The organism is Enterobacter sp. DC4 (assembly GCF_000568095.1).
Lineage (GTDB): Bacteria > Pseudomonadota > Gammaproteobacteria > Enterobacterales > Enterobacteriaceae > Enterobacter > Enterobacter pseudoroggenkampii.
The window spans coordinates 1-12,586 of sequence record NZ_AZUB01000002.1 but is presented as its reverse complement, the minus strand read 5'-3'; the positions used below and the strand labels follow the sequence as shown (position 1 = coordinate 12,586).

Sequence of the window (12,586 nt, the reverse complement as noted above, 5' to 3'; positions counted from 1 at the left end):
GAATAACACGCGACATTTTTTGCATAAAAAAAACCCGGAGACAGGCTCCGGGTTTTGATGACAGCGAGTCAGTTTACTTATTCCATCCATTCGGTATGGAATACACCTTCTTTATCGGTACGCTTGTAGGTATGCGCACCGAAGTAGTCACGCTGTGCCTGAATCAGGTTAGCAGGCAGAACGGCAGCACGGTAGCTGTCGTAGTAGGCTACTGCAGCAGAGAAGGTTGGAACCGGAATACCGTTCTGAACAGCATAGGCAACTACATCACGCAGCGCCTGCTGATACTCGTCCGCAATCTTCTTGAAGTACGGTGCCAGCAGCAGGTTAGCGATACCGGCGTTTTCAGCATAGGCATCGGTGATTTTCTGCAGGAACTGCGCACGAATGATGCAACCCGCACGGAAGATCTTCGCGATCTCACCGTAGTTCAGATCCCAGTTGTTCTCGTCTGACGCCGCACGCAGCTGAGAGAAGCCCTGCGCGTAAGAAACGATTTTACCCAGGTACAGGGCACGACGCACTTTTTCAACGAATTCTGCTTTATCACCTGCTGGTTTAGCCTGTGGGCCAGACAACACTTTAGATGCCGCAACGCGCTGCTCTTTCAGAGAAGAGATGTAACGCGCGAAGACAGATTCGGTGATCAGAGACAGCGGTTCGCCCAAGTCCAGAGAGCTCTGGCTGGTCCATTTACCGGTACCTTTGTTTGCTGCTTCATCCAGAATCACATCAACCAGGTATTTACCCTCTTCATCTTTCTTCGTGAAGATATCTTTGGTGATGTCGATCAGGTAGCTGTTAAGCTCGCCTTTGTTCCACTCGGTGAAGGTTTCAGCCAGCTCTTCGTTAGAGAGGTTCAGACCGCCTTTCAGCAGTGAATAAGCTTCAGCGATCAGCTGCATGTCGCCGTATTCGATACCGTTGTGCACCATTTTCACATAGTGACCTGCACCGTCCGCACCGATATAGGTTACGCAAGGCTCACCATCTTCAGCCACGGCTGCGATTTTGGTCAGGATAGGCGCAACCAGTTCGTATGCATCTTTCTGGCCGCCAGGCATGATGGATGGGCCTTTCAGCGCGCCCTCTTCACCACCGGAAACACCGGTACCGATGAAGTTGAAGCCTTCTGCGGACAGTTCACGGTTACGACGAATGGTGTCCTGGAAGAAGGTGTTACCGCCATCAATGATGATGTCACCTTTTTCAAGGTAAGGCTTCAGGGAGTCGATAGCGGCATCGGTGCCTGCGCCTGCTTTCACCATTAACAGGATACGACGAGGCGTTTCCAGAGACTCAACAAACTCTTTCACCGTATAGAAAGGAACCAGTTTTTTGCCTGGATTCTCGGCAATCACTTCTTCGGTCTTATCACGGGAGCGGTTGAAAACGGAGACGGTATAACCACGGCTTTCGATGTTGAGCGCCAGGTTGCGCCCCATCACTGCCATACCGACAACGCCGATCTGTTGCTTGGACATTACATACTCCTGTCAGGTGTGGATACCCCGCCGGAATGAAAGCGACGGGTTAAGTAAAAAACATGTTAACTCAAGGGAGAGGTAAGAGGGTAGCAATTGATGCACTCATCACAAAACAGCATATTTTCTAGTAAAGTATCGACTGAGGATCTCAGTATGCGCCATCGCGATGTAAAACAACCTTCACCGTTTTAAACAAAATGGCTATGTCATTCCATAGTGTCCAGTTCTTGACGTACCATGCATCAAAATAGACGCGTGTATCATAATCTACGTCATTACGGCCACTCACCTGCCATAAGCCCGTCATGCCTGGCTTCGCCATCAGATAATAGTCAACATCATCACAGTACCGCTCCAACTCATCAGAAATAATAGGCCGTGGGCCGACAAGGCTCATTTCGCCTTTAAGCACATTAAATAATTGCGGTAATTCATCAAGGCTGGTTTTACGAATAAAACGTCCCACAGCGGTAATACGTGGATCATTCTTTAATTTAAAATCTTTTTCCCACTCAGCCCTCGCCTCCGGATCGCTATCCAGAAGCTCTTTTAACACTTCCTGAGAATTCATCACCATTGAGCGGAATTTGTAGCACGGGAATAACTTACCGTTTCGCCCTACGCGCTGATGACCATAAATGGCTGGCCCACCATCACGTGTCACTTTGTACCACAGGTAAATCATGAGTGGTGATGCGACTAACAATATTAATGAAGAGCAAACAATATCGAAAGTACGCTTAAGAAAACGAGAGGTCCTTTTGGCAAGATTGTTTTGTATCCTCAATAACATCACTTCATGGCTAAAAATGAAGGACATATCGGTATTATATAAGGGCAATCCGCGGAAAGAAGGCACAACTGTAACTGAACGACAATGGTGTTTAGATAACTCACGAAGCCATAATTGTGTTTTATCAAGCTCGGTATATTCATAGGCAAGTATATAATGAATATCTCCGGTGCGATTTAAACTCCAAATTTTCTCTGCATCTTGTATTACAGGTAGAGAGCAAACTTCAGACGTTGCAGCATCAGCATCAAAGAAAGCCACAACATTAAAACCCATCATCTCTTCACTCTGCAAGGCATTGTATGCGCCGATCGCATTTTCACCACTGCCAAGAATGACGGTTGTTTTTTTCCAGATGCCTAATTTATTGAGCAAGTGCTTTGTGAGTACACGGAAAAAGGGTACCAAAATCAGCGCAAACGACCAGCAAAATACCCAAACATAACGAGAAAACTGCCATTTTGTAAACGCAATAAGCGCCAAGTCAAACACGGCAAAAATCACAATAGTTCGAATAATTTCTTTTAATTCATACCAGAATGGTTTGCGATAAGTGTAATGACGCAAACGTATCCAAAACCATCCTACACAGACGATTGAAAGTAAGAAATGGGAAAAGAAGCGCGAGTCTAATTGTTCTTGCGGAATAAAACGATGAACCTCATTAAAAATTAAATATACGCACCCTAAAGATAGCCACAACGCTACATTGAAAAAAAATAAATCTGAAATAGCCAATAATATCTTACATAACTGTGGATTATACTTGTTATCAATACTATCCATTAAACTCACGCCCTCTAAATGGGTACCAAATAGCCTAGTTAAGCGTTCACAAGATAAACGCTTAAGGTTTACTATATTTGAAGATTTTACCCAACCTGCTTTTCGATATTAGCAAGGACAGTTTCAACAAGTTTGTATGCTGCATCTTGAGTGTCAGCCTCTGCATAACAACGTAGCTCAGGAGCATTGCCTGAAGGGCGCAAGTGTACAATACTATTATTGTCCAATGTAATTCGAAACCCATCAGTAATATCTGAGTTCAATATCTGACAATCATTTAATCCGATATACTCCATAAACTTAACGTGGTCTGATAGTCCCAAATTAATTAATGACACGCTTGTTACAGAATCTACATTCTGTAATCTATTGGAATGGGTATAACGTGCTGGCAGTTGTGAAACAAGTTCACCAATGCCATTATCTTTTGCTCTGTAAAGTAGCATAATAGCAGGGAGGACTGCATCACGAGTTGGTAACGCTCTAAGCAAGTGCTGGTTAATAAAGACATCACTGCCCAATAAAAAACCACCATTAGCTTCAAAACCTACAACACAATCATAATTTGCAGCTAGCTCAGCAAATGCAGCAATAACATAAGGAGAACCAATTTTGGTTCGCATCACATGCTTAAAGTAATTATGTGAAGAAATGATACTATTACAACTCACAGGAACCGCTACAGCATCCGCGGTTAATTCCAGTGAACATAATAAGCCTAAAACATCACCCCGTAACCAATTTCCATTTTCATCTGAGATAAGAGGCCTGTCACCATCTCCATCAGTAGAAAATATTGCATCTAGTTGTAATTCCTTTGCCCATTTTATTGCCTTACGACTATCATCTTCACTTACTGCTTCAGTATCAATGGGAACAAATTCATCACTTCTGGCTAAACTGATAACAGTAGCACCTAAAGCATTAAACAAAGGCTTATAAAGATCCCGGCCCGCACTTGAATGCTCATAAATGCCAATACGTTTATTTTTCAGGAATGGTGTTGAAAATAACGAGGTATATCGTGCGATATAATTTTCAGCGGCAAGCGAGGAAGTCAATAACTCTTCTGTCTTAATGTATCCGAACGAAGCTTCAGCTTGAACAATAGCATTTTCATCCTCTTTAGTAATTTCACCGTCAGGTCTATAAAACTTTAGGCCATTGCGATCAAACGGGATATGACTACCCGTGACCATGATCGCAGGCACATAATCTGACATAGATTGATAAGCCAAGGCTGGAGTAGGTACAACCCCATAGAATACAGTATCAATTCCTTTGCCCTTTAGCGCCGCGGCACAAGCCTGAGCCATTTGGTAACTGCTTGGTCTATTATCAATTGCAAGTGCTATTGTATCGAACGAGAACTGTTGCTGCATTACGGTCAGGAATGAAACAGTAAAAGCAGCACAAACTTCAGGTGTAAAATCGCTAACAAGACCACGGGCACCGCTAGTTCCAAAAGCGATGCCTGAATTTTTGATAATATCTCGACTATTATAAACCTGGTTCATTTATCTCTCACTCTGAATATCCAAAACGCGTTTCCATGCGAATAATATCATCCTCGCCAAGGTAATTTCCTGACTGGATTTCAATAAGCTCTAACGGGATTACGCCAGCGTTTTCAAGTGCATGGATAGTATTAACGGGTATAAACGTTGATTCATTTTCTGAAACTAAAAAAGTCTTTTCGCCTTTTGTAACACGAGCGGTACCCGACACGACTATCCAGTGTTCTGCTCTATGCTTATGCAGTTGTGCGACAAATTTTTCACCCGGTTTAACATTTATACGTCGGACCAGGTAATTAACACCATTGTCAATTACAGTATATTTGCCCCACGGGCGAAACACTTCTAAATGCTGTACATGCTCTTTTCTGTTATTATCTTTTAGATAATCAACAATTTTTTTAACATCTTGTACTGAATCTTTATTGGCTACCAATAAAGCATCAGAGGTCTGAACAATAACTAAATTATTTACACCAATTGTGCTAATAAAGGCGTTTTCGGAATATATGTAGTTACCTTCACTGCAGTGTGCAAACACATCTCCGTGCAAAACATTCTTTTGCTGATCTTTTTTTGATATATCCCATAATGAAGACCACGATCCGACATCTGACCAGCCGGCATCCATTGGTACAACCACTGCATGCTGTGTATGTTCCATGACTGCATAGTCTATGGAATCACTTGGGCATGCAGTAAAGGCCTCTTTATCGATACGAATAAAATCCAGATCCGGGTTGATATATCCTACAGCTTTCTGGCAAGCATCATATATATCGGGTGATAGATGTTTTAATTCATGCAGATAAGATTTTGCACTGAATAAAAACATTCCGCTATTCCAGTAATATTGCCCTGATTCGATATAATCACGTGCGGTATCATAATCTGGTTTTTCAACAAATTCCGCTACAGCAAATGCATCGCCCCCAATTGCATCACCTCTACGAATATAGCCATAACCCGTTTCAGCATGTGTTGGGACTATACCGAACGTGACTAACTTACCGAGAGCAGCCAGAGATTCAGCATGATTAATAGCCCCGATAAAGGCTTTCTCATCCTGGATGACGTGATCCGCAGCCAGAATCAGCAAGAGCGGATCTTCCACATCTGAATTTTGGAGAGCACAAAAGGCGGCAAGGGCAATAGCAGGCGCTGTGTTACGCCCAACAGGCTCAAGAATAATATTATTAGCTAGTTTATCAAGCGCACGAAGTTGTTCAGCAACGAGGAAGCGATGTTTGTCGTTACAGATGACAACTGGATCACTAGCTAAAAGTGGAGACAGCCGTCTGATGGTATTTTGTAACATCGAATATTCACCCTCTACAGTTAAAAACTGTTTCGGATGATGTTCACGCGAAAGTGGCCACAAGCGACTACCCGTCCCCCCCGCCATAATTACTGGTACTAATTTAGACATTTAATAAACCATTATTAACGTTTAATAATTTTCTCTGTAGAGAAAAGACTCCACTTTTCTTCTACAAAGTTTCTGAATTCCTGATCAAATCTTGCACGCGAAAATCTTTCGGCATTTTCTCTACATGCAGTAGGTGTGAATAGTGATTGTGTCTTCTCAAACTCATCGATTGCGTCCTGCAATGAAGTAACTGTCTGTTGCTTAAAGAAAATACCTGTTGGATTTTCGATACCCACCGGTCGAACAGTTTCCAAAGCACCACCTTTGCCAAATGCAATGACTGGTGTCCCACAGGCCTGAGCTTCAACAGGAATTATTCCAAAATCTTCTTCTGCTGCAAACACAAACGCTTTCGCATTCTGCATATGTTCTTTTAAAACAGAAAATGGCTGGTATCCAAGCAAAGTTATATTATCTTTTACCTTGCTTTGTATTTTTTTCATTTCAGGTCCATCACCAATAACTATCAATTTCTTATCTGGCATTTGGCTGAAAGCTTCGACAATGAGATCAATACGCTTATACGGAACCATACGAGAGGCAGTAAAGTAATAATCCTGCTTTTCGTTATTTACTTCAAAATTTTCAACATCTACAGGTGGATATATTACAGAAGCGTCTCGTCCGTATACTTTTTTTATTCTACGCGCGATGTATTGTGAATTAGCAATAAAGTGATCAACTCCATGAGCTGTACGATAATCCCAAATCCGTATTTTGTGAAGAAACCATTTAGCTAACCACCCTTTAACGCCAGTATTCAGACCAGACTCTCGCAGATATTGATGCTGTAAATCCCATGCATATCTGATTGGAGAATGAACATAGCTAATATGTAGTTGATCTGGCCCTGTAATAACTCCTTTCGCAACAGAATGAGCACTACTAATGATAATATCTGCTTCAGAAAGATCCAACTGTTCAATAGCTAAAGGCATCAATGGAAGGTATTTTTGATAGTATTTTTTAGCTTTTGGTAACTTTTGAATAAATGATGTCGTTGCATGTTTTCCCAGAAAATTCTTTCTTTGTTCTTCTGTTAAGAAATCAACAACTGAAAAAAGTTCAGCTTCAGGAAAAGCATGTAATATCGCTGATGAGACCTGTTCAGAACCCGCGTAGCTTAATAACCATTCATGGACAAGAGATATTTTCGCCTCATTTAGTTTCATTGCATGCCTCTTTAAATGCCATTTCGATCTTATTTATAACGTTTTGCCAAGTAAACTTTTGGGCACGAATAAGGCCTTCAGAGATTAATTGCTCGCGTAGTATCGAATCATTAACTAATTTTGTAATGCCATCTGTAATAGCCTCTACCGAAGTAGGTTCTACCAGTATAGCAGCGTTTCCTGCGACCTCTGGCAAGGATGAAGTAGTTGAAGTTAATACGGGGATACCACAAGCCATAGCCTCAACTACTGGTAATCCAAATCCTTCATATAATGAAGGGAAAACTAACCCTTTCGAGCCTTTATATAATGATGGTAAGTCATTGTCGGAAATAAACCCCAAAAAATTAACACGCTCACCTAACCCATACTCTATTATTAGTTTTTCTAAATTATCGCTAGGATTTCCTGAAAAAACGAGCTTAATAGAAGGATTAATTTCAGCTTTAGCAAAAGCGGAAATTATACGGTGCTCATTCTTATGAGTTTTCCTATTTCCAATGCATAATAGATATTCATATCCAAGTTCCATTGGTCGGACATCGATATTAAATTCCTCAGAAACGCCATTAAATACAGTTATAATTTTATCCGGTTCAACACCTGACCACTTTACTATTCTTTCTTTAGAAAATTCAGAAACCGTGAAAATCTTATAGGCTTTATGACATCCGCGCTTAATAAAATAATTATAAAATAATTTTTTAAAAAAAGATGAGTTATCATCTATATCGAGATGATTTAAATCATGAATTGTCACAATATACCGTTTTGAGGAGAATAAAGGAGGTATATAGCCAGGAAGAAAAATCAAATCGGCTTTATTAAGTAAGGCAATATTAATAGCCAAACCCAAGGGAGCTATAGGAGAAGCACATTTTTTATATATTTTTTTGAGAGATATATCCGGGAGTCTTTTAGCGATCTCATCAGTAAAACGCCCAATCCCGCCCATGTTAGACCAACTAACATCCATAAATATTTTTTTATTATTCATTAGTATTGAACCTGTTGTTGGTTAGGTTAAGAAAAGGTATTAATGCAAGAACCGACCAATAAAAAATTGAAAAAGTTGATGATGAAGGGGCAGAACTTAACGCAGCACTTATAAAGAAAGCGACTCCAAGCAAAAAATAGATTCTTAAATGAGTATAGTTTCGATGTGAACCATATTTTTTATCCAAAAAAACCGAAGAATAAAATTGGCTTGCCATATAGAACATATTTATAAATAAACCAACAATACCAGTTTCGAGTGCCATCCAGAAAAAGTAGTTATCAGTATTCAGTCTATTATCTTTTTCTGAAAGCATATTTCCAGAACCTTGTGTGCCTAAGCCTATACCTGATGGATGCTCTGAAAGATAACTCAATGAATTTATCGCCATATCTATTCGTCCCTGTGTCGATCCACGAGAACTCTGCGAGGAGTCTGTAAACCTGCCCACTAAGGTATCAATATAATTGTCAAAGATATTTGTGGACACGACCAGAATAGGTATAAAGATGACAAATAACGTAATACCGCTTAGTAGCATCTTTCGATTTGAAATAATGTAAAAAGCATAGATGATAACCGCAACGAGGATAGCCCCTCTTGTTAGGGTCATACAGATTGCAGTAAAAATAACCAAGCTAGCAATTAGCATCCATGTCCTTTTATATCCTTGCGAAAAACACTCCATACATAACAAGATACCTAGCGCCAACATATATCCGAAATTCAGTGCATCGCTAAAGCCACCAGTGGCCCGAATCATTCCATCATAGCTGTTAATAAGATTTAATTGATCACCAGCATAATGCTCATTATAACCAAGTAATTTAACTAACTCACCTTTCATTAACACATCGATAATCGATATGACGGCAACAGCAGACATTAAAAGGATAATATAGACAACAATTTTTTTAACATTTAACGATTCTGGGTACGATACGTTCAATATTGCTAAAGAGATGAAGACTGCGGGGAATAAAATATAACTTCTAGCCCCCATTATTGCTTGTACTTTGTCAGATGAAAAAATAATCAATGCTGCAACCCATGAAATTAATGCTATCCATACAAAGATGGTAAAAATCAGTGATACAGGAGATTTTTTTCTATCAATGACAAAACGCAAAAGTACAGATAATACAAACAGTGCGTTCAACACATCTCTAAGGATGGCACCAGGAGGAAATGGCAAGATTCCGACCATCCATGAACTGATGTATGGAGAAAATAAATTAATACATAATATCGCAGCAAAGAATATATTCATATAACTACTATTTTAATTTTGTAAGGTTAAATACCGAGACGCGGTGTGCCGCCATTTTTACTACGAATGTATTTTATTAATGCATCATAGCCTCTCCGTTTCAAGATATACCCCAAAAAGGCATGTATATAGAAAAACTTTTCATTTGAGAATCCGATTTTACGGAAGCTATTTATCATTTTTAAATAGACTAAAAATGGTAGATTAAGTTGATCGCGGATATAAGGATAGAAATAGTTGGCCAAGTCCTTTTTAATCCCATCATAAACCCCATCTATTTTTGTTGCATCTTCGATATGTTTTGCGATGAGGAGAAGTCCCTCAACCATATGTATTCGCCCCTCAGGTTTATAACCACCCGGGGTGAAAATGCCTTTTTCTGTTCCTGCATTCCCAAAATCTGGAGCCTCTGTATCTCGGGATAAAGTAATAACATCGCTGAAATAGTAACCCTGTCCTTCAGCCATGAGCATTCCAGCAAGATACATTTGATAATACAAACGGCCATCAAATTTATCACAAGATAATTTATTTGCTTTTTCAGCGTTAACAATAAAACCGGAAATTACACCAACTCTTCGGAAGAAAAATTTAATGGCCTCAGCACCAGGTTGGAATAATGTATCTTGTGTTAAATGACGGACGGTATCACATAATTCATTCGGGTTTTCCTTAAACCAGCCATAAGCACGAGTAGCCAATACGATTTCAGGATTAGCTTTCAAGACACTAACGATTTTTGATAATGCTCCTTCTGCCAGAAGATCGTCATTACCCATAATCATACAATATTTACCAGTAGCAGAACTTATGCAATTTTTTAAGTTTTTATCATAACCAAGATTATCTTTATTTAAATTAAGATGTAAGTTTGTTCTATTGTTTTTTATTTTATATTCTTCAACAATATGAGCTATTTGTTCCCTTTGTGGAGACTTATCTTCACAAAGAATCACCTCAAAGTCTGTATTATTAATAGCATAATCTTGGTTATATATGCTTTCCAATAAAGGCTCTAAAAATTCTGCGCGATTATATGACGGTATACAGATACTGATAAAAACATTCATGTTAAAATACCTTAAGAACTTTAGCGGGGATCCCACCAATTAAACTTGGTTTACTAACTTTCAATCCTTTAACAACTGAATTAGCAGCAATCACACTGCCATCAGATATTTCACTTCCTGCCAAAATAACGGCATTATCACCAATCCAACAACAATTCCCGATTTTTACAGCTGCTGCATCTCCTAAAATTTTTGTGGCAGGAGGAGCAAATTCATAATGATCTTTTTTATAACTTCCATGGCTGTGATCTCCAATGTATACTTTACTCCCAATAAGTATATCATCGCCAAGAGTTATTTCATCAGCGCATGAAATATGAACATTATCACTTAAGCATAATCGTTTGCCAATATTCATTCGTGGATCTAGACATTGCTCACCGTAATAATATACAGCCTCAATCCAACAATTGTCGCCGATTCGCCCATCTATCCATCTGGTGTCACCATCTTTATTCTTATTATAAGGCTTAACATTGAGTTTAAAGTTTTTCCCAACCGTTTTGAATTTATGCCCAGTTATCATATTAAAACAAAGCGCATTTAATTTTCTTTTACACTTCGATGCAAGAAAAATAAGGCTAATCAATTTTATACGTAATTTATAACCTATCATATACCAACCTTATTTGATTAACTTTTTTCTCTTTAAAGTTCATTGCACATAAATGGATTGTTTTTAATTTAATGTACCTGTTAGCAATGACTCAATTGCTTCTACTTGTGATAATGATGAGCATTTTTTTTGAGCTACATTTCTGCTGGAATTTTTCATTACTGTTAATTCAGAAACAGATATTTTTAAAAAATTAACTATAGCATCTGCCAGTGCATTAGCACTAATGTTGTCAGCAAGAAAACCATTTTCCCCGTTAATAATAAGATCTTCGGCCACACCAATTTTAAATGAAATAACAGGCGTGCCGGACATTAAAGCTTCGTTTATCATCATCGGTCCTGCATCCTCAACGGAGGAACAAATGAATCCATCAGCAATGTTATATAGATATGGATATTTAGTCTTATCATGGACAAAATCAATATTGACTAATGATACATCTTCTATAATCATATTTTGAGACTGGGCGCCAACAGTTAAAATAGTTACATTTTCCAAAAGTTCTGGATAAGTTTTTTTAATATATTCTAGCGATTGCTGAACATACTTAACGCCTTTTCTTGGATCATTTAATGACTGGGCTCCTAAAAAAATAACCCGATTTTTTTCCGGAATGCTAATGCCGAGATGCTTACTTGCTATGTGTGCCGGTCGTGGAGTAAAAATAGTTTCATCAATGCCAATCAGCGCTTTTTTCATTCCGTGCCTGGCTTTTATTGCACTCATCGAACAGCGCTCATCTAGCCATTTACTTGCAGATAAGTAAAAACAGTCCATTTCTGAATAATATTTTTTTCTGTTATTGAGCACACGCTGTGGCATTTTTATAAGTTTAGGATACAGCATTGCAGGACAATTTTTACATTCACTTTTAAAGCCTTCACATTGCCACGGATAATGGCAACCACCAGTGATCATCCCTGCATCCATAAGGTAGAAAGCGATTGGACATTGATAATATCTTTGTATTTTGTGCAGATCCTTATCAGAGAGAAAATCAGCTACATAGTATACAATTATCAAATCAGGCTTTTGTGTGTATTTCTTAAATATGTCATTAACGCTGAATGTTGTATTATATATTAGATAGGTTTTATCTTCATTTATATCACGATTAACTATCAAACGGCGAAGTAATTTATTTATAAAACTAAATATCTTTCTTTTAGTTTGTGATAATTCGATAACATCAGGGTCATTTGATGTTTTATCTAATACACACATTACAGAGTCATGATTATATTTTTTAAGGTTTGTATGTGTACGATAAGCGCCATAGAATGCACCTTTGCTATCACCTGTCGACAAATGTAAGATTTTCATTTTCCATCTCACTGATTTAAATATTAATATTTTTTAAATTAATTTTAGCTATCGCTTGAAAAATATAATTACGTAGAACCAATACCCCAACGGACAAAACAACAAAATTTATTAGCGGAGACC

The 12,586-nt window shown here is 38.7% G+C and carries 10 protein-coding genes; all 10 read right to left on the bottom strand.

Annotated elements, in window-relative coordinates:
• Nucleotides 1-77: 77 nt before the first annotated feature.
• Complete coding sequence (gndA, locus tag P349_RS18310; protein WP_024908082.1) at nt 78-1,484, bottom strand: NADP-dependent phosphogluconate dehydrogenase; 1,407 nt, start codon at nt 1,482-1,484, stop codon at nt 78-80.
• Nucleotides 1,485-1,635: 151 nt separating this feature from the next.
• Entirely contained in the window at nt 1,636-3,066 is a 1,431-nt protein-coding gene (locus P349_RS18315; protein ID WP_032646453.1) for an undecaprenyl-phosphate galactose phosphotransferase, read from the bottom strand.
• Nucleotides 3,067-3,152: 86 nt separating this feature from the next.
• A complete protein-coding gene (locus P349_RS18320) occupies nt 3,153-4,583 on the bottom strand; it encodes a phosphomannomutase (RefSeq protein ID WP_032664068.1) in 1,431 nt (476 codons plus the stop codon).
• Nucleotides 4,584-4,590: 7 nt separating this feature from the next.
• Nucleotides 4,591-6,012 carry a mannose-1-phosphate guanylyltransferase/mannose-6-phosphate isomerase gene (locus tag P349_RS18325; RefSeq protein ID WP_032646456.1) on the bottom strand — a complete coding sequence of 474 codons (1,422 nt, stop codon included), beginning with the start codon at nt 6,010-6,012 and terminating at the stop codon, nt 4,591-4,593.
• 14 nt (nt 6,013-6,026) lie between these two features.
• Nucleotides 6,027-7,184: a glycosyltransferase family 4 protein gene (locus tag P349_RS18330; protein ID WP_032646457.1), complete on the bottom strand. Its 1,158-nt coding sequence runs from the start codon at nt 7,182-7,184 to the stop codon at nt 6,027-6,029.
• On the bottom strand, nt 7,171-8,181 hold the full coding sequence (locus tag P349_RS18335) for a glycosyltransferase family 4 protein (protein ID WP_050597472.1): 1,011 nt from the start codon (nt 8,179-8,181) through the stop codon (nt 7,171-7,173). The genes P349_RS18330 and P349_RS18335 overlap by 14 nt, the downstream gene beginning before the upstream one ends.
• Nucleotides 8,174-9,451 carry an O-antigen ligase family protein gene (locus P349_RS18340; protein ID WP_274518278.1) on the bottom strand — a complete coding sequence of 426 codons (1,278 nt, stop codon included), beginning with the start codon at nt 9,449-9,451 and terminating at the stop codon, nt 8,174-8,176. The genes P349_RS18335 and P349_RS18340 overlap by 8 nt, the downstream gene beginning before the upstream one ends.
• A 26-nt stretch (nt 9,452-9,477) precedes the next feature.
• Nucleotides 9,478-10,521, bottom strand: coding sequence for a glycosyltransferase family 2 protein (locus P349_RS18345; protein WP_032646458.1), 1,044 nt, complete (start codon nt 10,519-10,521; stop codon nt 9,478-9,480).
• A 1-nt stretch (nt 10,522) separates the two neighbouring features.
• Entirely contained in the window at nt 10,523-11,137 is a 615-nt protein-coding gene (locus tag P349_RS18350) for an acyltransferase (protein WP_032646459.1), read from the bottom strand.
• Nucleotides 11,138-11,200: 63 nt separating this feature from the next.
• A complete protein-coding gene (locus P349_RS18355; protein ID WP_081758188.1) occupies nt 11,201-12,463 on the bottom strand; it encodes a glycosyltransferase in 1,263 nt (420 codons plus the stop codon).
• Between the last annotated feature and the right edge of the window lie 123 nt (nt 12,464-12,586).

What these genes read in the sequence shown, in the direction of transcription:
- P349_RS18350 (WP_032646459.1), bottom strand. Translation starts at nt 11,137, where the DNA reads ATGATAGGTTATAAATTACGTATAAAATTGATTAGCCTTATTTTTCTT.
- P349_RS18340 (WP_274518278.1), bottom strand. Translation starts at nt 9,451, where the DNA reads ATGAATATATTCTTTGCTGCGATATTATGTATTAATTTATTTTCTCCA.
- P349_RS18320 (WP_032664068.1), bottom strand. Translation starts at nt 4,583, where the DNA reads ATGAACCAGGTTTATAATAGTCGAGATATTATCAAAAATTCAGGCATC.
- P349_RS18315 (WP_032646453.1), bottom strand. Translation starts at nt 3,066, where the DNA reads ATGGATAGTATTGATAACAAGTATAATCCACAGTTATGTAAGATATTA.
- gndA (WP_024908082.1), bottom strand. Translation starts at nt 1,484, where the DNA reads ATGTCCAAGCAACAGATCGGCGTTGTCGGTATGGCAGTGATGGGGCGC.
- P349_RS18345 (WP_032646458.1), bottom strand. Translation starts at nt 10,521, where the DNA reads ATGAATGTTTTTATCAGTATCTGTATACCGTCATATAATCGCGCAGAA.
- P349_RS18325 (WP_032646456.1), bottom strand. Translation starts at nt 6,012, where the DNA reads ATGTCTAAATTAGTACCAGTAATTATGGCGGGGGGGACGGGTAGTCGC.
- P349_RS18335 (WP_050597472.1), bottom strand. Translation starts at nt 8,181, where the DNA reads ATGAATAATAAAAAAATATTTATGGATGTTAGTTGGTCTAACATGGGC.
- P349_RS18355 (WP_081758188.1), bottom strand. Translation starts at nt 12,463, where the DNA reads ATGAAAATCTTACATTTGTCGACAGGTGATAGCAAAGGTGCATTCTAT.
- P349_RS18330 (WP_032646457.1), bottom strand. Translation starts at nt 7,184, where the DNA reads ATGAAACTAAATGAGGCGAAAATATCTCTTGTCCATGAATGGTTATTA.